The 20,302-nt window shown below is 59.7% G+C and carries 18 protein-coding genes, 1 tRNA gene and 3 pseudogenes; 13 read left to right on the plus strand and 9 right to left on the minus strand.

The features are described from left to right. Nucleotides 1–72 precede the first annotated feature (72 nt). Complete coding sequence (locus B0G71_RS03365; RefSeq protein WP_116139732.1) at nucleotides 73–1,908, minus strand: ABC transporter ATP-binding protein; 1,836 nt, start codon at nucleotides 1,906–1,908, stop codon at nucleotides 73–75. A 690-nt stretch (nucleotides 1,909–2,598) separates the two neighbouring features. Between B0G71_RS03365 and B0G71_RS03380 the strand changes: the two genes are divergently transcribed. The 3 genes from B0G71_RS03380 to B0G71_RS03390 all read left to right on the plus strand — a co-directional run bounded on the left by B0G71_RS03380 (nucleotide 2,599) and on the right by B0G71_RS03390 (nucleotide 5,375). Continuing rightward, nucleotides 2,599–3,663, plus strand: coding sequence for a glycosyltransferase family 4 protein (locus B0G71_RS03380; RefSeq protein ID WP_116139735.1), 1,065 nt, complete (start codon nucleotides 2,599–2,601; stop codon nucleotides 3,661–3,663). Nucleotides 3,664–3,898: 235 nt separating this feature from the next. After that, a complete protein-coding gene (locus B0G71_RS03385) occupies nucleotides 3,899–4,759 on the plus strand; it encodes a hypothetical protein (protein ID WP_116148302.1) in 861 nt (286 codons plus the stop codon). Between the two features lie 151 nt (nucleotides 4,760–4,910). Then, nucleotides 4,911–5,375, plus strand: a complete 465-nt coding sequence (locus B0G71_RS03390) for a DUF2214 family protein (protein WP_116139737.1) — start codon at nucleotides 4,911–4,913, stop codon at nucleotides 5,373–5,375. A gap of 185 nt (nucleotides 5,376–5,560) precedes the next feature. On the opposite strand, the gene B0G71_RS03395 is transcribed toward B0G71_RS03390, so the two are convergent. From B0G71_RS03395 to rnhA, 4 genes and pseudogenes are all read right to left on the minus strand, one after another. Continuing rightward, nucleotides 5,561–7,441 carry an ABC transporter ATP-binding protein gene (locus tag B0G71_RS03395; protein WP_116139739.1) on the minus strand — a complete coding sequence of 627 codons (1,881 nt, stop codon included), beginning with the start codon at nucleotides 7,439–7,441 and terminating at the stop codon, nucleotides 5,561–5,563. A gap of 498 nt (nucleotides 7,442–7,939) precedes the next feature. After that, nucleotides 7,940–8,014: transfer RNA gene (locus B0G71_RS03400), tRNA-Val, on the minus strand. 48 nt (nucleotides 8,015–8,062) lie between these two features. Next, a complete protein-coding gene (dnaQ, locus tag B0G71_RS03405; protein ID WP_116139741.1) occupies nucleotides 8,063–8,797 on the minus strand; it encodes a DNA polymerase III subunit epsilon in 735 nt (244 codons plus the stop codon). An 85-nt stretch (nucleotides 8,798–8,882) separates the two neighbouring features. Next, nucleotides 8,883–9,284 (minus strand): annotated as a pseudogene (gene rnhA, locus B0G71_RS03410) (ribonuclease HI); the annotation flags it as partial. Nucleotides 9,285–9,491: 207 nt separating this feature from the next. Here rnhA and B0G71_RS03415 point away from each other — a divergent pair. After that, nucleotides 9,492–9,767, plus strand: coding sequence for a hypothetical protein (locus B0G71_RS03415; protein ID WP_116139743.1), 276 nt, complete (start codon nucleotides 9,492–9,494; stop codon nucleotides 9,765–9,767). A gap of 18 nt (nucleotides 9,768–9,785) precedes the next feature. Here the strand turns inward: B0G71_RS03415 and B0G71_RS03420 are convergent, their stop codons facing one another. Further along, nucleotides 9,786–10,121 (minus strand): helix-turn-helix domain-containing protein, encoded by a 336-nt coding sequence (locus B0G71_RS03420; protein WP_116139745.1) that lies wholly within the window; start codon nucleotides 10,119–10,121, stop codon nucleotides 9,786–9,788. 258 nt (nucleotides 10,122–10,379) lie between these two features. Between B0G71_RS03420 and B0G71_RS03425 the strand changes: the two genes are divergently transcribed. From B0G71_RS03425 to B0G71_RS03455, 6 genes and pseudogenes are all read left to right on the plus strand, one after another. Next, the gene (locus B0G71_RS03425) at nucleotides 10,380–10,658 is read left to right on the plus strand and encodes a hypothetical protein (RefSeq protein ID WP_116139747.1); all 279 of its coding nucleotides are present in this window, start codon (nucleotides 10,380–10,382) and stop codon (nucleotides 10,656–10,658) included. A gap of 602 nt (nucleotides 10,659–11,260) precedes the next feature. Then, on the plus strand, nucleotides 11,261–11,896 hold the full coding sequence (locus B0G71_RS03435) for a hypothetical protein (RefSeq protein ID WP_147308644.1): 636 nt from the start codon (nucleotides 11,261–11,263) through the stop codon (nucleotides 11,894–11,896). 197 nt (nucleotides 11,897–12,093) lie between these two features. Next, a complete protein-coding gene (locus B0G71_RS03440) occupies nucleotides 12,094–12,603 on the plus strand; it encodes a hypothetical protein (RefSeq protein ID WP_116139754.1) in 510 nt (169 codons plus the stop codon). A 176-nt stretch (nucleotides 12,604–12,779) separates the two neighbouring features. After that, nucleotides 12,780–13,163, plus strand: coding sequence for a hypothetical protein (locus tag B0G71_RS41790; protein WP_258875476.1), 384 nt, complete (start codon nucleotides 12,780–12,782; stop codon nucleotides 13,161–13,163). 76 nt (nucleotides 13,164–13,239) lie between these two features. After that, entirely contained in the window at nucleotides 13,240–13,863 is a 624-nt protein-coding gene (locus tag B0G71_RS03450; RefSeq protein WP_258875477.1) for an RNA 2'-phosphotransferase, read from the plus strand. A gap of 297 nt (nucleotides 13,864–14,160) precedes the next feature. After that, nucleotides 14,161–14,412, plus strand: a pseudogene (locus tag B0G71_RS03455) (putative Na+/H+ antiporter); the annotation flags it as partial. Nucleotides 14,413–14,511: 99 nt separating this feature from the next. Here the strand turns inward: B0G71_RS03455 and B0G71_RS03460 are convergent. Together B0G71_RS03460 and B0G71_RS03465 are read right to left on the minus strand one after the other, a co-directional pair. Continuing rightward, a complete protein-coding gene (locus B0G71_RS03460) occupies nucleotides 14,512–14,715 on the minus strand; it encodes a hypothetical protein (protein ID WP_116139756.1) in 204 nt (67 codons plus the stop codon). A gap of 87 nt (nucleotides 14,716–14,802) precedes the next feature. After that, nucleotides 14,803–15,054 (minus strand): annotated as a pseudogene (locus tag B0G71_RS03465) (proline racemase family protein); the annotation flags it as partial. Between the two features lie 750 nt (nucleotides 15,055–15,804). On the opposite strand from B0G71_RS03465, the gene B0G71_RS03470 reads away from it, so the two are divergent. From B0G71_RS03470 to B0G71_RS03480, 3 genes are read left to right on the plus strand one after another with little or no spacing between them, the layout of a single operon-like run. Beyond that, nucleotides 15,805–16,839, plus strand: coding sequence for a Gfo/Idh/MocA family protein (locus B0G71_RS03470; RefSeq protein ID WP_116139758.1), 1,035 nt, complete (start codon nucleotides 15,805–15,807; stop codon nucleotides 16,837–16,839). A 17-nt stretch (nucleotides 16,840–16,856) separates the two neighbouring features. Continuing rightward, nucleotides 16,857–17,585, plus strand: a complete 729-nt coding sequence (locus tag B0G71_RS03475) for an SDR family oxidoreductase (RefSeq protein ID WP_116139760.1) — start codon at nucleotides 16,857–16,859, stop codon at nucleotides 17,583–17,585. Continuing rightward, entirely contained in the window at nucleotides 17,586–19,328 is a 1,743-nt protein-coding gene (locus B0G71_RS03480; protein WP_116139762.1) for a ClcB-like voltage-gated chloride channel protein, read from the plus strand. On the opposite strand, the gene B0G71_RS03485 is transcribed toward B0G71_RS03480, so the two are convergent. After that, nucleotides 19,325–20,299, minus strand: a complete 975-nt coding sequence (locus B0G71_RS03485; protein ID WP_116139764.1) for a LysR substrate-binding domain-containing protein — start codon at nucleotides 20,297–20,299, stop codon at nucleotides 19,325–19,327. The two genes, B0G71_RS03480 and B0G71_RS03485, sit on opposite strands and share 4 nt — an antisense overlap. Nucleotides 20,300–20,302 lie beyond the last annotated feature (3 nt).

Raw genomic sequence — 20,302 nt, forward strand, 5'->3', positions numbered from 1 at the left:
AAAGCCGCTCGAGCGGCTTTTCTTTCGTATGGCGACGACGGCGCGCGGCTCAAGCATGCCGCGCTCGCAGGCTTACACCACGTGCTGTTCGTCGACCTTCTTGCCGCCGATGTGCAGCGTATGGCCCTTGCCATACTGCTTGGTCAGCAGATCGCGATACAGGCCGGGACGCTGGCGCAGTTCTTCCGGACTGCCGTCGTCGATGACCTTGCCGGCGCTCATCACGATGATCCGGTCGAAATTGTTCAGCGTCGACAGCCGGTGCGCGATCGCGACCACGGTGCGGCCGACCATCAGCCGGTCAAGTGCTTTCTGGATCGCTTCTTCCGACGCGCTGTCGAGCGCCGAGGTGGCTTCGTCGAGGAGCAGGATCGGCGCGTTCTTCAGGATCGCGCGTGCAATGGCGATCCGCTGACGCTGGCCGCCCGACAGCTTCACGCCGCGGTCGCCGACGATCGTGTCGTAACCTTCCGGCATCGCCTCGATGAAATCCGCGCAACGCGCCTCGCGCGCGGCCGCGAGCACTTCTTCGCGGCTCGCCTCCGGACGCCCGTAGGCGATGTTCTCGTACACGGTGCGGTGGAACAGCGAGATATCCTGCGGCACCAGTGCGATCGCATGGCGCAAGCTGTCCTGCGTGATCGTGGCGATGTCCTGGCCGTCGATCCTGATCGCGCCGCCTTGCGTCTCGTAGAAACGCTGCAGCAGCGCCAGCACGGTGGATTTGCCCGCGCCCGACTTGCCGATCAGGCCGACGCGCTGGCCGGGTTCGATATGCAGATCGAAGTGATCGAGAATCGGGCGGCGGCGCGGATAGGCGAACGTCACGCTTTCGAAATCGATGCGGCCGCCTTGCGGCACGAGTTCGGTCGCGCCGTCGCGGTCCGGCATGCCGTGCGGTTCGAGTAGCGTGCGTACGGCTTCCGCAAGACGCGCCACGTGCTGCGTGACGTCGACGAGCGCCACGGCCAGATCGCGCGTGCCGTGCAGGATCGTAAAGCCGAGCGAGCTGACGAGCACGATGTCGCCCGAGGTCGCTTTGCCTTGATCCCACAGCCACAACGCCCAGCCCAGCAAGCCCGCCGACAGCAGCGCGGTGATCACCGCGTGCAGCAGGCGCAGCTTTTCCAGATACAGCAGGCTCTGCTGGCGCGCGTCCATCTCGGCCTTGACCGTTGCGCCGAAGCGCTGCTGCTCGCGAAACGTCATGCCGAAAGCACGCACGAGGCCCATGTTGCTGATGACGTCGACCAGTTCGCCGTCTACCGACGCCGCCTTGGTCGCGAAATGGTGATGGCGCGCGGAACCGCGCCCGGCCAGCTTGTACAGCACGACCGACAGGATGGCCGAACACAGCATCAGGCCGCACGCCATCAGCGGATTCACCGCGATGATCATGACGATCGCGCCCAGCACCGCGATACACGGCGGCAGCACGTTCCACGCGGTGGTGTTCTCGGCCGTGTAGACCGCGTTCGAGGTCGCCGTGATCCGGCTTGCGAGCATGCCCGGCTGCTTCTCGGAGTAGTAGGTGGGCGAGTGTCCGCTCAGATACTGGAACAGGTCGCGCCGCAGGTCGCCGGTCACGGCGACGAACGTATGCGCGGCAACCCAGCCGCCGACCCGCCACAGCAGGTTGTCGGCGGCGATCAGGCCGACCAGGATGGCGAACGCGCCCCACAGCGGGCCGGGATGGTGCCGGCCCTCGCCAAGCACGTCGATCAGGTGTTTGATCGCGTACTGCGAAGCGAGTGCGCAGCCCACGGCCGCAAACACGCTGCACAGGACGATCGCATGTGCAAGCGGATGGCGGCGGATGAAGCGGAAAAGGAACGCAAGCGGCCGGTGCGCATAGCTCGCGAGCTTTGCGTTCTCGGCATTACGCTGGGCGATGGTTAAATGTTCCAATTGATCGTGAGGTTGATATGTTGCGGGTTGTGCATGCAAAGCGTGGGCCACATGAAAAGGTTCGCCGCGAAGCCGATGCTTCGCATTGTAAACATGCAAAAGCGATTGCGCCCTGTGTATCCGGGCCGTGGCGCGATTGATTTCGCGATAGACGTCCGCCACCTGCGGCTGTTCGACCCGTCTGAAAGGCCGAGCGCCGCGCGGGTTGCGGAAAATTTCGGGATATAATTACAAATTGCATTCAACCGCAGTGCGGCATTTCTTCAACGCTTGCCGGCAAAGTTGACGCAGGAGCTTGCCGGACCACTTCGGCGGTCCCGTGCCGCAAGCCAGTTGCCACTGTAGAACTGTCTTAGAAAACAAGGGTTTGCAAAGTGTTTCGCGTTTGTAACAACGTAAAGACTTTGAAATGTTGTGGTGCAGCGTGAACCCCGGCATCGATAATGCGTGCTCTGTAGGCCCACCGAATTTTCTGACAGTTTGTCAACGTAGGTGTCATGTGTGCGTTTACCGGCACATGCGCAGACATTGATCACGGGTCTGGGCTCACTACCCAAGCGATCCATCGCAGGATTTCTCGAAAGAATCAGGCCCGCGCCGGCAAGTCCGGCCAGACTGCCCTGGCGAGCAAGCGAGTCGCTTTTATCAAACGCAGCACCTTTGCCTGATTTTTTACGAGGAGTTTTTCATATGCGAATCGCTCAAATCGCTCCGTTGCACGAGGCGGTTCCTCCCAAGCTGTATGGCGGTACGGAACGCGTGGTGTCTTATCTGACTGAAGCTTTGGTCGAGCAGGGCCACGACGTCACGCTCTTTGCGAGCGGCGATTCGGTAACCTCGGCAAAACTCGAAGCTTTCTGGCCGCAGGCGCTGCGCCTCGACCCGACCATCCGCGACGTCATGGCGCCGCACATGCTGCTGCTCGAAGAAGTGCGCCGCCGCGCGGACGAATTCGACGTGCTGCATTTCCACATCGACTACTACCCGTTCTCGCTGTTCGCCCGTCAGCCGGTGCCGTTCCTGACCACGCTCCACGGCCGTCTCGATCTGCCGGAACTGCAACCCATTTTCAATACGTTCAGCGACGTGCCGGTGGTGTCGATTTCGGACAACCAGCGCATTCCGCTGCAACAGGCGAACTGGCTGCAAACCGTCTATCACGGTCTGCCGGAAAACGTGCTCACGCCGATCCCCGACGTCGAGCCGGGCTACCTCGCCTTCCTCGGCCGCGTCTCGCCGGAGAAGGGCCTCGACCGCGCGATCCGCATCGCCGGCCAGGCAGGCATGAAGCTCAAGGTCGCCGCCAAGATCGACAAGGCCGATCGCGCCTATTACGAAGAAGTGATCAAGCCGCTGATGGCGCTCCCGCACGTCGAGTACATCGGCGAAATCGGCGAAGCCGAAAAGCGTGAGTTCCTCGGCAACGCGCATGCACTGGTGTTCCCGATCGACTGGCCGGAGCCCTTCGGTCTGGTCATGATCGAAGCGATGGCGTGCGGTACGCCGGCAATCGCGTTCAACCGCGGTTCGGTGCCGGAAGTGATCGAAAACGGCGTGTCGGGCTTCGTCGTGGAAGACGAAATCAGCGCGGTCGCCGCAGTCAAGCGTCTGCACACGCTGTCGCGCGCCGGTGTGCGCAAGGCGTTCGAGTCGCGCTTTTCGTCGAAGGTCATGGCGAAGAACTACGTCGCGACTTACGAAGAACTGCTGCGTCAGAAGCACCGCACGGTGCTGCGCGAAGTCAACGCCAGCTAATGCGCGTCAGGTAAAGTCGTAACGGTTCGAGAAGCGCTCACGCGTTTCGATGACCGCCAGCAACGCCCCGTGCGCCATTCGCGCACGGGGCGTTGTTGCAAGCGCGCCGCGTTTTTTTCTTTCAACCGACGAAAGTGCGGGTTTCGGCCCGTAAGAATGAGCCGCTGTCCGTAATATCCCTATAATGGCCGTGCCGCAAATTTGGCTGCGGCGCCGCCGACGACAGGAGGATGCCTTGGCGAGAACGAAAGAGACGCGTGCGAACGCGGCGCCCGGCGCCGGAACGATTTTCGCGCTGCGCGCCATCGGTCTCGTGATCCTCGCTCGCTGGCTATTTTCCATGGTGGATCTGGATGCGGGCGCGTCGCTGCTGGCCATGCTGTCCTCGCCGTGGGCGTGCATCAACCTCGTCTTCCTGTTTCTGCTGATCTTCCTGCCGGGCGCGCGCGCCGTGGCTGAGCGTCCGTTTCATCCGCTGCCGCAATGGCTGCGGCAGGCGCTGCGTCTGTTTGCTTTCCTCGGATTCCTGTTTGCGGTCTGGTCGGTCGGCGCGTTTGCCGCGAGCGCCGGCTGGCGGCGTGCCGCCAATGCGGTGGCGGCCTCCAACGGCTGGTTGCTGGCCGCGCCGGCGCTGTACGCGGCCGTGCTGTGGATCTGCCGGCCGCGCGCGCTGTGGCGCACCAATATCGCCGCGCGCCGTTTCGCGATCGGCCGCTATGCGGTCGCGCTCGATCCGGCCACGCGGACGGTGATCGTGTGGGCGGAGCGTCGCAAGGTGGGGCAATACGACGCTCGCGAATTGACCGTGCGCTGGGCAGCGGGGCACGACGCACGAGCCACGCCGACGCCAACGCCCACTCCCGCCGTGGCGTTCGGCGCCATCGGCGAGCCGAATGGATCCGGCGCGTCGCTTGGTGCGGCGGCTGCGCCGTCGTTGACCCGTGGCGCCTTCGGCCGCCGTCCGAAGATCGAGTTACTGTGGGATTCGCCGGCCGCTGCGGGCCACAACCGTCAAACCGTGTTCCGCACCGCGCTGACGACCGAAGGCGATCGGGTCGCCGCCCGCGCGCTTGACACATCCTTGCAGCAGGTCTGAATCTGCCGATTTGTGCAGTCGGCCACACCCCGTGGCCGAAGCAGGCGTTGTAGATTGAGCCGTAGTCGATAATGAAGTCATGGCGCCCGGCGCTTCAGCGCGGGCGAGTGAGACATACAACGATCGTATCGCGTCCTTTGCAGGAGTCGCCATGCTGGTTCGCTGGTTGCTTGCCGCCATCCATCTGCTTGCTTATGGCTTTGCGCTCGCGTCGATTCTGCGGCGCACCTGGGCGTTGCGCCGTGCCACCGTACCCGCCGCGCTGCGCTCCGTGTTCCGGGCGGATACAGGGTGGGGCATCTCGGCATTGGTGCTGATCGTCACCGGATTGATGCGCGCTTTCGGCGGTTTCGAAAAGGGCGCCGACTACTATCTCCACGAGCCGCTCTTTCATCTCAAGATGACGCTGCTCGTGATCATTCTCATCCTCGAAGTCCCGTCCATGCTCGCGCTGATGCGATGGCGCGCCGCAATCAGGAAAGGCGCCGCGCCGGATCTGCGCAAGGCGCGCTCTTACGCACGCTATAGCGTGATCCAGACGATTTTGATGGTGTTGATGGTGTTTGCAGCGACCGGGATGGCGCGCGGGGTGGGGTTGCCTGCGGGCGTGGTGTAATTCGCAGCGCCCGGCATTCGCGTGGCGCATGAACGAGGCGTTTGGACGGTTCGCGCCGGTGAGCACTTACGCTTGCGCGTTAGAACCCGCACCCGCGCTCGTAAAAAACGGGCGGTGGAACGCCAACCGAAAGCGCGCCTGAATACTCGCGATTTCTAGCTGACGTCCCGCACGCCCACTTCAATTTATTTCCCGACCAGCAAGCTGGAGTCGTCGGTCCGGCTCGCGCTCTGCCGCGCGGCCCGAGTCGTCGCGAGTTCCGGCTCGCCCAGCCCCTTGATCAGCTCAAGCGCCTGACGTTCGAACAACCGCCGGTACAGGCCGTTCTCGAGTCTGATCAGCGCGTCGTGGCTGCCTTCCTCGATTACCTTGCCCTTATCCAGCACCAGCAGCCGGTCCAGCGCACGCACGGTGGAAAGACGGTGCGCCACCACCAACGTGGTGCGCCCCATCATCAGCCGCTCCATGGCCTGCTGGATCAACACTTCGCTTTCGCTGTCGAGACTCGACGTCGCCTCGTCCAGAATCAGGATCGGCGCATCGGCGAGAAACGCTCGAGCGATGGCGACGCGCTGACGTTCGCCGCCCGAGAGCTTGACGCCGCGTTCACCGACTAGCGTGTCATAACCATTGGGCAGCGCCGCGATGAAGCCGTGCGCGCTCGCGAGCTTCGCGGCCCGCTCGATCTCGGCACGGCTCGCGCCGGGCCGAGCATAAGCGATGTTCTCGGCGAGCGAGCGGTGAAACAGCACCGGTTCCTGCTGAACGATTGCGATCTGGCTGCGCAGCGACGCCTGCCGCACCTGGGCGATGTCCTGACCGTCGATCGTGATCCGGCCTTCCGAAATGTCATAGAGCCGCTGGATCAGCTTGATGAACGTAGTCTTCCCCGAACCCGAATGCCCAACCAATCCGACGCGCTCGCCCGGCGCGATGCGCACGGAGAAGTTGTCGTAAAGCGGCTGGCCGCTCGCGCCGTAGTGGAACGTGACGTGCTCGAAACGGATCTCGCCTTTGCCGATCGTGATCGGACCCGCGCCGGGACGGTCCTCGATACCGAGCGGCTGGCTTTCCTGCGACACCAGTTCCTCCATGTCGTTGACCGAGCGTTGCAGGTTGCGGATGTGCATGCCCACGTCGCGCAGATAGCCTTGCAGCATGAAGAACATGGTCAGCGCGAACGTGATGTCGCCGACGCTCGCCTCGCCGCGCGCCCATAACATAAGCGCCGCGCCGAGAATCGCGGCCTGGATCGCTACCAGCATGCCGCCCTGCACGCCGCCGTTGATCGTGCCGCGCATCCATGTGCGGCGCGTGCGGTGCCGCCACTTGCCGATCACGCGCGCGAGCAGCGCTTCTTCGCGCTCTTCCGCGCCGAACGCCTTGACCACGCCGTTGCAACTGACCGCGTCGGCGAGCGCGCCGCCCATGCGCGTGTCCCACGCATTCGCGAGACGCGCGGCCGGCGCAACGAAGCCGAGCGACATGGCCACCGTCACCGCGATATAGAGCACCGAGCCGATGCCGACGACCGCGCCCATCATCGGCCAGCGCCAGCCGAGCAGAACGGTAGCGCCGACCAGCATGACGAGCGACGGCAACAGCGCGATGAGCAGCGTGTCGTTGAGCAGGTCGAGCGCCCACATGCCGCGCGTGATCTTGCGCACTGTGGAGCCAGCGAAGCTGTTGGCGTGCCAATCCGTCGAAAAGCGTTGCACGCGATGAAACGCGTTGGCCGCGATCTCGCTCATCATCTTGAGCGTGAGCCGGATGATGTTGAAGTACACGCCTTGCCGCAGCAAAGTGGCGCCGAGACCGAGCGCGCTCAGCACGCAGAAGGCCGTGACCGCGGCATGCCAGGCGACAGCGTTGCTCGCCGCGCCGGACGCGATGGCATCGACGAGACGGCCGGCGAACATCGGCGTGAGTACGTCGGCCACTGCCGAGAGCAGCACCAGCGCCGTGATGACGACGATGCGCCAGGGCTGCTGCGCCCAGTGACGGAAGGTAAAGCCGAGGACATCCTTGAAGGCTTGTCCGCGAAAGTCGAGTTTTTTTCTGGTCATTTGTCACGCCCCCGTGGCGCATGAGCGCAGCGAGGTTCCAGTCAGAAGCGAAGGACGAGACAGTCAAAACGCGCCGGAATGCATAGGCGATTGAACTGCGGACTGTCTGGGAATTGCGCGGAGTGCCTGATTCAGGCGAAACCGCGTGAACGGCAATTCGGCGACTTAATCGGACAGATTAAGGTCGCGAAAACGCTCGCGAGACCATGCCGGGGACGGCGATACGCATTGCAAACATGTGACGCCTCCCTATGGTCGAATGAAGTGGAAAGATGGACGGGGCGAAAGCCCGAGTGCGAACTATATCAGTAGTTTCAGGCGGTCGCAAACGTACGAAGATTCGGAGTTGACGACTGGGTCCGACGTTGAGCGTTGGAATCTGCCTGGCATTCCGTACGGTTTCCGCACGCAGCTCCATAAGCCAAACAAGAAATGAAAAAGGGCTCGCGCATTTCTACGTGAGCCCTTTAGTCTTCGGTGATCGACACACCAAAATTCTGGTGGGTAGTACTGGGATCGAACCAGTGACCCCTGCCGTGTGAAGGCAGTGCTCTACCGCTGAGCTAACCACCCGAAGAGAGCCGAATTATGTCAGCAATTTTCGGGCTCGTCCAGTACTTTTTAAGCGGTTTGCTCATCCGCAGCGGGCGCCGGTTCGAGGCGCCACACGCTCGTGCCCTTGACCGCCTTGTCGAGACCGTCGAGCACCGACTGGTGCGCGGCGAGTTCATCGTCGCTGGCGGAAATCACGATCAGGTCGAGCGAACTGATCGCCACGCGCGGCGCATGCGAATCGCCGCCGCTGTGCGACTCGCCGAGCATGTCGATGACAAGGCTTTCCTGGCCGCGCGTCATCGCCAGATAGACTTCGGCGAGCAGTTCCGAGTCGAGCAGGGCGCCGTGCAGCGTACGGTGCGCGTTGCTGATGCCGAAGCGGTCGCATAGTGCGTCGAGCGAATTGCGCTTGCCGGGGAACATCTGCTTGGCGCGCGCCAGCGTGTCGATGATTTCGCCGCAGTAGGTTTTCACCGGCGGCAAACCCAGCAGCGCGAACTCAGCATCGAGAAAGCCGATATCGAACGGTGCGTTGTGGATGATCAGTTCCGCGTCCTGGATGAAGTCGCGAAACTGATCGGCGATTTCGGCGAACTTCGGCTTGTCGCTCAGGAACTCGGTGGTCAGTCCGTGCACGGCCAGCGCGCCCGGATCGCTGTCGCGTTCCGGATTGATATAGAAGTGCAGGTTGTTGCCCGTCAGCCGACGGTTCACCATTTCGACGCAACCGAGTTCAAGGATCCGGTCGCCGGTGCGGGCATTCAGGCCCGTGGTTTCGGTATCGAGGATGAGTTGACGCATGTCGGATTAGCCTGCCTAAAGATATTTGCAGAAAAAAGGGTGCGCACGCGGCTAGCTGGCCCGGCGCGCGCTGTCGCGGCAGGAGTTACATCTGCGCGAGCGATGCGACGCCGCGATTGGCCAACTGATCGGCGCGCTCGTTTTCCGGGTGGCCGTTGTGCCCGCGCACCCAGCGCCACTCAATTTCGTGTTGCGCGACGAGCGCGTCGAGCCGCTTCCACAAATCCGCGTTCTTGACCGGTTGTTTCGCGGCGGTGATCCAGCCTTTCTTCTTCCAGCCGTGGATCCATTCGCTGATGCCTTTCTGCACGTATTGCGAGTCGGTGTGCACGACCGCTTTGCAAGGGCGCTTTAGTGCTTCAAGCGCGGCGATCACGCCCATCAACTCCATACGGTTGTTGGTGGTGTTGGCTTCGCCGCCGAACAGTTCTTTTTCCTGGTCGCCGAAGCGCAGCAGCGCGCCCCAGCCGCCGGGGCCTGGGTTTCCGCTTCTGTTACTTTGTGTTGTTCATGCTCACGCATACGCACATTATACAAAACATGCGAGTCTTGCCTGCAGGCAAGACTCGCGCCTATCAAGCGTGCACGCTTGATAGGCAGAGGCGCGAAATTTTTTTGCGATTTTTTTGCGAAGTTAAAGAAAACGGTTTGTCCGGCACTAATATTTCTGCAACGGTTCGTCAAGGAGTGCGAGATGGAATCCCGGCTAGCAGAGGTAACGGGTGTGCTGGTGGAGACCTCAAAGGATGAGCGGATACTCGCGTACATTGTTTCCGTGAAGGGGGAAGCCGCAATATGTGAGGCTGTAGCTCAGCTTGCGGGGAGGCGGCGGCCGTACGTTTCGAACATTGTGAAAATTCTGGGCGTGGATGTTCCAGAGGCTGTTGTCATCACTCCTCGGGAAGAGGGGCTAACGCATCTCGAGGAAATTAAGAAAATTCTGCAGAATAACTCGGCTCGTCATAGCTGAACGCGTTCCGTTTTAGTGTCATTTGTCGACGTTGCCGTTGGATGGCGTCTGAGCAAGCTTTTTGAGTTTCTTACGCTCCGACGTCGACAGACTACCCCAAGCGAGCACCAGCTCAGCAAGGCCATCATCGTCGCAATAGAAATACGCAGCCGGCACTCGCAGCGCTTCGGCCAGCTTCAAGGCGATTTCAAAGGGTGGTTCGTGCACGCCGGTTTCGTACCGGCTAATTCGCGCGCTCGCTGTATGTTCATCAAGTCCAATTTGGACACCCAATTTGTCTTGTGGAATATCTGCTCGGTGCCGGGCGCTTCGAAGCCGGCGGCCAAACAGAGACGCTGGCTGCTGTATTGTCATTCTACGAATATCGTAGGATTCGCTTGTGGAATCTCTACGTAATTCGTAGAATTGGAGCCTGTGGCGACGTCTCGCCCCGTATAGGCAAAATCATCAGTACGTCAAGGTCTTCCGTCGGACTGGCCGTGCCTCGTGAGCTACGAAGGGTAGAAGTTATCTGATGCGCAAAGACGTAGGTCGGCGGGCGACGAGTTGTTAACTTCCACAAAAGTCAATGTTGTCGGGACGACCGTCTGGGCCTTCCTAGGCTAGCTTTGCATGACGGACGAATGGCACCGCAAAGCAGCCGTGCTGGCGCCAGCAAAGTGGCGCGCGCAACCAATCAAGGAGGTCTTGATGCCCCGTCAGCCCATTCCTCTCACCGCGGTCGAGCATGATGTTTCCGTGCTGCGCTGGGGAATCTTCCAGCCCAAAGACGGTTTTGCGCATCTTGTCAGCGCCGACGCCCCGCGCACCGGAGCCGTTGTTTCGTTTCTGAGCGTCCGGGCATGCACGAGCCCTGTCATTATTTTTGGCCTGCCCGATGTTATTTACTGACTCCAGTTGGGAAGAGCTACATCCCATAAAGAAGAGGCTCATGCAGCCACTTCTTACGTGGCGCTGCGTTGGGTGGTCGGACCTCACGCCGAACTTCTTTGTCGTTGCCTCATCTGGCGGTGCGGACTGCGCGAGCCCGGATGGTTGGGTGGTGGACGGTGCCGAGGCGCTGATTCAACTGGTACTGCATCTTGGCGCTGTCAGCTTTTCGGTTCACCTGTTGGCTCGCAATGAAGCTGACGCTTCCGTCGCGCTCTGCCGAGTAAGCGGTTTGTGGCAGGAGGCAGAGGGCGAAGATAAGGACGTCGTGCACTACTGGTATTCAACCACCGACGGAGAGACAAGACGGTGTTCGCCTGTCGCATCCGATAGGCGTGTTAAGAGACCACGGTTGGTCAAGGTAATGAGCTTCGAAAACGGGTGAGTACGAGCGAGATTCGACATCTGCGGCGGGTAGCAGAACGAGCTTATCTGAGAAGGCCGGCCTATCGTTAGGTGCGGACGTTCGACTTTTTCCTGCACCGGCAAGTTTGAAGTGGCAACACATAGGGATGGATATGCTGCGGTCCGCAAGTAATACGAGCGCTGATGTGCGACATGTCATGCGCAATGCCGCCGTTGCGGCGATGCTGTCGGACCCGACGGGCGCTGAAGCAAGTCTTTTCCTATCCGATGCGGAAGTCGGGCGCCTCTTCAAAGCACACCTCATCCAAATCATCGGCACCGCTACGTTGTCGAACTTGGACCTAAGCTCCACTCGTGAGGAAGACGAGAAGCAAGGGCGGCTGACCAACCGCCGAGCTTCAGAACTTCCGGGGTTGACCAATGTCTCTGCGGCGAACATAGAGCGGTACTCCCTTGTTCTACAAGGAAGGCTGCTACCCGCTGAGGACTTTTGCAAAGCCGCAGGCATCACTGAGCAGAAGCTAACCGAAGAAGTTGCGTCGTGCAGAGTATTTACTGTGGAATTCGAGTCCAAGCAGTATTACCCAATCTTTGCCTTATCGAATCTAGTCGACCGCAGGGATTTCGCGAAGGTCGTACGGCGCTTGGGTGACTCAACCGGTTGGGGCAAATGGAAGTTCTTTACGACGCCATCAGAGTCGCTGGGGGGGCTCACGCCACTGAGGCTTCTGATGAGCGAGGAAGTGGAGCGAGCACTAGCTGCAGCCGCAGATTTCAAGGCGCTAAGTGCGACGTTTTTTAGTATCACAAGAACGACACCGGTCTCCGACTAACACCTACCGCCATGAATCCAATCACAACCAATGGAGTACCGCGGCCCTCTCGTCAAAAACGAGAAGCTCTTTCGCCTGAAGAAGCACGGCTGGCACTGATAGACCACGCGATTCATCGTGCAGTTGTCGCTGCCCTCCTATGTGACCCTATAGGCTGGAACGCACTTCTCGAGCTCCCCGCTGAAGAGCTCGGGCGTATGTTTAAGAATCAGCTGTGGAGAGTCATCGGCGTGTCGACGATACTCAACCTAGACCTCCCCGCGTTGCATCAAGAGGGCGAGAATTTACGCAAGCGCATTCGTCGGCAATCGAAACTGCGTACACACGAGGATGCGATACAGAGTGAGTCGGCAAATGCCGAGCGCCACGCTCTCGTGGACCATGGAAAGTTGCTACGTATGGAAGACTACATTGGAGCGGCAGGAGTCACAGAGAAGAAACTGAGCAAATCTCTCGCTTCAGGGAAAGTCTTTAGCGTCGAGCTCGAAGGAGAGGTGTACATCCCTGGGTTTTTTCTCTCCCCCATGATTCATCACAACGACTTCGCGAAGGTCATACGTAGCCTGGGCGATATATCGGGCTGGAGCAGGTGGGACTTTTTCACCACTCCGGCAGAGACGCTTGGCGGTTCGACGCCCCTCCAGTTTCTCGCGATTAAAAAGGTCAAGCCTGTACTGAAGGCCGCTGGAGAGTTCGCGAAGCGCTGAGCACAACTGCTCTCGAGACCATGGAAGAAATTGTGGAATTCGTTCTCCGAAACTTGCCGCTACTGCATCGGCTCCAAAATGTTGAGCCGGTGGTTGAGGAAGCCGCGACCTTTGCAGAGCAATACGCGCGGCTGTTCAGGTAGGCACTAGACCGCAGTTTCTTACGTCTGCTCGCCATGAAAGAACTCCTGACCTTCGCGCTTAATAACCCCGCACTTCTGGTCGTGCCAGCAGTCGGGTTCGTACTCAGCCTGTTCGTGGTGCGCATCAGAAGGAGATACGTGAACGAAGGGATTTTGTTCAGGCGCAAGCCTGCGACAGAGCGCGACCACGACGCCTCAAAATCAGCGGAAAAAGAGATGAACTCGGACAACCATATTGACCTTGAGATTGCGCTTCGCAAGCTTCACGAATTGGGCCTAGAGGACGGGGACTTAGGATATGCCTACTGGCATGCAGTCGGACAGCTATTGAAACGAGCGGCCGGCATGCAAGCACAAATAGACGCACTCAGCAAGGAGCTGGAGCAGTTGCGCGCCACGCGGCCGAGACCGGATTGAAACGAACGCAATGCCGCGGCCGCTGTGAGCTAGCTTCGCTACACATCCTGGATGCCTCCGCAGGCTTGTAACCTCTATGAACATGGACAACGATTCGCGGTCACCGGAAAACTATGTCGCGGTTAGCAGATTCCTCTCAAGAATTCTGCGCCACGAACCCGAGATAGTCGGTATCCTTCTCGACGGCCAAGGCTGGGTATCTATTGATGAGCTTATACGCGCAATTGAACGTGCCGCGCATAACGTGGGCGCATCGAAGCGACTGAAGACACTGCCGACAATCACGCGAGACGTCATTCTGGCAGTCGTGGCCACAAACGACAAACAGCGCTTTTCGCTATCTCCGGATGGCCTGCGGATACGGGCGGCGCAGGGTCACTCAATAGTCGTGGACCTTGGATATGCCCATATGGAACCGCCGGCTGTTCTTTATCACGGCACCGCGTGGAGCAACTGGGAGAGTATTGCTGCGGATGGATTGACGCCTCGGACCCGGCACGCTGTCCATCTGAGCACGGACGTCAACACAGCGACGCGCGTAGGTGCTCGCCACGGCCAACCGTTGGTGTTGGTTGTGGACGCGGCGCGGATGCGTGCTGACGGGTACGCTTTCTCCCGGTCGGATAACGGCGTTTGGCTTACTGAGCTAGTGCCGGCGGAGTACCTCGCTCAGCTTGGGTCGCACGGGCCGACATCATGAATGTGTGCGCTCGTGTCAAATCTCTCACAACGCGACGCATGCAAAGGCGCGAGCTGAATCGTCAGCGCGCGAAAGAGCTGCTGCTCACTGATGCCATTTCTGTGCTCAACGATGCGAAAACCGGGCGCGTATGGAGCGAGGCCGAATTTCGCCGACGGCTTCGCCGGTGAAGATGAGCTAGCCCTCACCGTCTGCTGCGTCATTTCGTTGAGGGCTTGAGGGTTCGGAGACCCACTTAATCGTCGTCGACCCAATCCGTCATCGTTTGGTTAGCTGCAGTTACGTATAGCTCCGAAGATAGATTTTCTTTCGACGCAGGTCCCGGGTTGGCGACGCGCTGCGCGTCGCCTATCAGACAGCGCAAAGTACCTGCTCGTGGCAGGAGCGGTAACGGGCGGAGGATTTACGGTGATTGCAAATGCTCCGAACCCGGCCGGCCTCGCGATACTTGGAATCCGGTTTTCAGGAGGCGCAGTGAGTCCGATGAAACTGCTCGGCGCCGCACTCATGCCAACCATAATTGCAGGCCTAGCCTTTCTGGTTTTATAGGCAGGTTCGGTGGTTGATTGGCATTGCCGTGCCCTATTTGGACACCTTTATCCGCGATACTTCTCTGATTGCATCGGTTGGCCTCTGCGATTGCTGCATTCACGCTTGCAGGCACTTGAGCTGCTTGGTATCGACCTCGGCTGTCTTCAGCGCCGCGTCAATCATATTCAGCTCTTGGCCGAAGCCGAGCGCCCGCTCCTCTCCGTCGCACCGCACGGTCATGAGCACCAGCCAACATGGGGCGAATTCCGGGCTGGAGGACGGGAGGCGCCGCACACCGCCGCACGAGGGCAGAAATGCCATCGGTTCAAGGTGCTTTTCCAACTCGCGAAAAAAAGCGCGGATGCTGCGTCGCAGCTTTCCGCGCTAACTGGTACTGCAAGGAGTCGTTTATCGAACGAGGAATCCGTACGTCAGGGGGGCACGCTCATCAAGAATCCATTGTGCAAAGCCGCAGACGTACGCGTTGCCTTCGACTTCCGGAACCACTGCCTTGAAATCGCCAACGGTCGTTTCGCCGAGCACGCGACCTTTGAACACAGTCCCGATGATGGATTCATTCACCAGGGTGTCGTCCTTGCCGAGTTCGCCACGCAGGTACAGTTGAGCGACACGTCCGCCTGTACCCGAGCCGGTAGGGTTTATGGCAGCCAGGACGAGCAGTGGGCGCGCGCGAAGGCGTTTCTGCTGTCCAGGCGACGCCTACTCAGGACGCGGCCACATAATTCGAAATCACCGCACCCAGGCGACTCCCTGGCTGCCCTATGCGCAGTCTCAAGAAAGCTATTACAGCAAATTCGCCTGTGCCGCGATTCGCGCTCTCCCGTGCCATTAACTTACGTTTTCTTGTGGTCATTGTCGTAGGCGCCTGCTTTCAGGCTCGGTGTGCTGTTGCGCGACCGGGAGATTGGTCGAGTATCCTTTCGTGTGCGCTGGGTTCTGGATTCGTCGAAGTTGGCACAGACGCGGTAAAGCACAACGGCGAATCTTGAAGTGCTCATGCAAGAGCTATCGGCAACAGCGTCTATTTCGCTCCTGGCGTCTTAACGACGCGAATATCTTTACTGTCACCAGCGATTCCACTAGGCGGTCTCATTTCAAGGTATTGGCGCGGTGGGAACGGCCATCGCCAGATTGGTGGCTCGGCAAAAGGCCGTGATTGCCAGCAACCCCGTGATGCCCATCTTCGTCGCTCCCCATCATTTTCATCATCTTCGGACCGCCGGTCCGGAAGAAGGTCATTTCGCACTTGCTGCAATCGTGCATCCTTGAGCGTTATCTCAAGTTTGAGTGCCTTTTGTCGATTTACGTTGAGCATTTCGAACCCTATGCTAACCAGTGAATACTCGATACCGGTAGAAGCCGGAACGAGGAGACATTGGGAGCAACACCTTGCGCATCGCACTCATTGAGCCGAGCCACTGGCATTACGAAATGTACCGGCCAGGGCTGGAGGCAGCCGGCGTCGAGATTGTCAGCGTGGCGGACAGCATCGACGTCATCGGCCAGTCAATCGCTTCTGACTGGGGCTGTCGAAGCTGGACTGACTACCGGGTGATGGTCGATGAAGTGAAGCCTGATTTCGTTTTCGCTTTTGGCCAGCACTCGAAGATGCCGGCGATTGCGTTCAGTCTTCTGGAAAGAGGCATCCCTTTTTCTATCGAAAAGCCGTGCGGCACTTCCAGCAAGGATGTTCAAGGCGTCGCGGAAACCGCCGGGCAAGCGAACGCATTCGTATCGGTGCCGTTCCACTACCGGCTGAGCTCAATGCGCTCGTCGCTCGAGACGGTAACCCCCTTGCCATCCTCCGGATTCGAAAGAGTTCGATTTCGCATCATCGCAGGTTCTCCGCTGCGATTTCTTGACTCGTCACCGTGGCTAGTCGACCCGGTTGCAGCCGGCGGCGGATGCATGATGAATCTCGCGCATCACGCTATTGACTTCCTCCTCAGCATTACCGGCTCCGCTGTCGTCGAAGTGGAAGCGAGCACGTCAAATTCAGCGTTGGGTCTGCCAGTTGAAGACACGGCGACGATGGTCCTGCGGATGCAGGACGGTTCGGTTGGCGTAATCGAAACCGGATACACCCATCCCGCTGATGCCGACTCCTATATGGAATTTGGTTTCGAAGCCCAGCATCGTTCCTTTCTGGCGCTGAATGACGAAACAGGGCTTTGTGTAACCCGTCTTCTCGAGCCGAAGTTTGAGCACGTCCCCACAAACTGGCGGTTCAAGGATTACTTCGCGGCTTACGCCGTCGACACATTGCGCCGATACCAGGCCGGCGAGCGTCCTCTGGCGTCGCTATCTGACCTTCAGGCGACGATGGACGTCGTCGAAGCGGCATATAAATCCGCCCGATTGGGGCGGCCCATTAGCGTGTGCCACTTGTCTGGGAAATTGGAACAATCAAAGCCGTTGCTGTAACACATCAGGAGACAATCATGGAAGGTACCAAACCCGTCACGGTCGTGACCGGCGGCAGTGGAGCAATTGGCTCCGCTGTCATTGCATCGCTCGCAGCGCAGGGTCATAGGGTCATCAATGTATCGCTGGAAGAGACAGAGAAGAACGACGATGCTCACTTTTTCGCAGCTGACCTGACCGATAGAGAAGCAACGGCGGAAGTGCTGGGGCGCATCAATCGTGAATACCGCGTCGATAACCTCGTCAACAATGCTGGTTTTACCTACGTCACTGAATTGCAGTCGTTGTCCTTCGACCGGATGCAGGCCATGGTCGACATTCACCTGCGGGCCGCAGCTCAGTGCATCCAGGCTTTCGCTCCAGCGATGGCACAAAATGGCCGGGGGCGCATCGTGAGCATCGGCAGCCGAATGATGCTCGGACGTCCGGGGCGCATGGTCTACGGAATGGTCAAAGCCGGCCTGCTGGGCATGTCCCGAAGTCTGGCGCTCGAACTTGCGCATCAGGGCATCACCGTGAACATGGTCAGCCCTGGGCCTATCGAAACTGCTCTTTTCCGTCAGAATCATCCCCCAGGCGCACCCCAAACGGAAAAGGTGCTGGGCGCCATTCCGGTTGGTCGAATCGGCACTCCCGAAGACGTCGCCCACGCGGTGAAATTCTTTCTGGCTGATGAGTCAGGCTTTATCACGGGACAGAACCTCTTCGTCTGCGGCGGTGGAAGCGTTGGCTCGGCGGTGATGTGAGTGCGCTTATCTGAGGCATGGAATCTAGCGAGACGCGCGAGTCGTCAACGCGTACCTGATTTCGGTTTTTACCGAACGTTCGTACTGTCTGTCGTCGTCGGCATAACTGGTGCGTTGGCCACCGCCTTGTTCCGCCTGGCCATTGAAGCAATCGACGCGCAGATTGGCGGGACGGCCGCCACTACCGACCTCGTCGACGTCGCTCGCGCGTTGCCCTGGTACTGGCGCATAGCTGTGCCGGCTATCGGCGGGGTGATTGCAGGCGCAATGCTGGTGTTCGCGCACCGACATCGACGGCCGGGTCGTGACGAGGACTACATGGACGCCGTTACCGTCGGCGCCGGAAATATTGGAGTCGCACAGACCATTCTTACAACCGCGTCATCTCTGGCGTCCATTGCTTCCGGAAGCTCCATTGGCCGTGAAGGACCAATGGTTCAGCTCGCGGCACTGTGCGCATCGCTGGTCGGGAAGATTTTACGAATGACGGTGGCGAATGCCCGTTTGACGGTAGCTTGTGGAGCGGCTGCAGGGATTACCGCGGCCTATAACGCGCCTGTGGCCGGTGCCCTGTTTGTCTCGGAACTGGTGCTGGGTTCTATTGCGATGGCCCGGTTCGGCCCCGTGCTCATTGCCGCCGTCGCGTCCAACATGACGATGCGCGCGTTGGGCGGTTATCACCCAACCTACGCGATGCCGGACTATCCCAGCACTTCGGCTGCAGAACTGGTTCTCTTCGCGGCGCTCGGCATCGTGTGCGGACTAAGCGCGCCGGTATTCCTGACTGCCGTGCAAAAAGGAAAATCCAGCTTTAGTCGCCTGCGCGCACCTCTTCCGTTGCAGCTCGCGCTCGGCGGCGCTGTTGTTGGCGTCATTTCGCTGGTCTGTCCCGAGGTTTGGGGGAATGGATACAGCGTGGTCAGTTCGATTCTGCATCAGCCCTGGCCGTGGCGTGTGCTGCTGGTTGTGCTCGTGGCCAAAGTTGCTGCGACAGTGATTTCCGCTGGCTCTGGCGCGGTCGGTGGTGTGTTCACTCCTACCCTCTTTGTTGGGGCGGTGCTCGGATGTCTGTTCGGCGAGAGCATAAGCCTGTTGCCGTTCAGCACTTCTGCCGAACCGACTGCATACGCCATCGCCGGCATGGGAGCCATCCTTGCCGCGGCGACGCAGGCCCCCCTCATGGCAGTCGTGATGATGTTTGAGATGACGGGAAGCTACCAGTCGGTGCTACCACTCATTGTTTCGGCAGTCGTCGCCTCCGCCGTCGCTAACGCCATCGGCGGCCCAGTGATGTACGGCGTAACTGTGCGACGCAACCTGAAAGAGGGAATGCGAAAACGCCTAGCGGCTGGAACTGTACGGGACCTCGTCGAAAAACCTGCCACCGTCGTTCACACAGACACGTCACTAGCCGAAGCGCTATGCGTCTTCGAGCGCCACCCTGTTCGCTATCTTTATGTCGTTTCACGGGATGGCGACTTCCTGGGCGTCATCGCTCTGCGCACCGTCGCACGGTCGCTCGCGACAGAGACTGGAAACGCAAGTCTTAATGTCGGCGACCTTTTATCCGACGAAGTCATCACCCTCCATGGCAACGACACTTATGACGCTGCGCTCGAGGCCTTTCTCGCCTTCCCAGGGGAGCGATTACCGGTTGTGGATGACGGACTGAAGCCGCACTTTGTAGGGATTGTCCGGAAATCGACGTTACTTCGAGCGTACGCAGATGCCGCGGCAGACTAGCGGGTCCGCAGTGCGGCAGCATGCTTCCGGATAATCGACAGCAGTACCCGCTGCGACGCGGTCAGGTCGTCTCCAGGACGACTGATGATGCCAATCGGCGATTCGAGCATCGTGGTATCGATTGGCAAGCGGTGCAACGCACCGGATGTAATGTCATCCGCCAGCAGGCGGTATGAAGCCGCCCAGACGGCATCCGTTGAGTCAAGAAGGTTCCGACTTAAGGTCAGGTAGATGGTCTCTACCCGCTTCGAGTTGATGACTTCGCCTCGCGAGACGAAGAGGCGGTCAATTTCTTTATAGGTCACGGTCTCCCGCGGCGGCATAACAAGCGTAAATCTCGACAGGTCGGAAAGCGATACAACATCCTTGTCTGCCAGAGGATGGCCTTGCCGGGTCACAAAAATGTACTGGTCGAGGAACAGCTGTTCAAAAGATAGCCCCGTCATGTCCTCAACCGGCGGCAGGCGTCCAAGCACGACATCGACGGCCCCTTTGCGCAAGCGGTCGAGCAGGGTCTCTTTCGAGCCGGCTACAACCTCGACTGAGACATCGGCCTTCTGTGCGACCAGTTCGTTGATGACGAGGGGCAGGAGAACTGCCGAGGGAATGGGCATCGAGCCGACGCGTAACTTCACGCTACCGCCCGACAGATTGCCTCGAGCGGAGTTGACACCGCTCTTTAGCATCTCGACCGCGTTGGCGGCGTAGGTGATGAAGCGCTTCCCAGCTTCAGTAGGCGACATACCGCTTTTCGAGCGCTCGAAAAGCTTGATATTCAGCTCGTCTTCGAGCTCCTTCAGTGTCTTCGAGACGGCCGAATCGGTCACGAAGAGAAGTTCCGCCGTCTTGCGTACACTCCCGGTCCGCGAAATTTCGAGCAGGCAGGTCAGGTGTCGAAGCTTGAGCCGTGTCAGGTCGTCAAATGCGTCGTGCGAACCCTGTCCTTTCGCTGGAGGCTGATTGTCGCCCATGTC

This window comes from Paraburkholderia sp. BL27I4N3 (genome assembly GCF_003386115.1).
Taxonomy (GTDB): Bacteria; Pseudomonadota; Gammaproteobacteria; order Burkholderiales; family Burkholderiaceae; genus Paraburkholderia.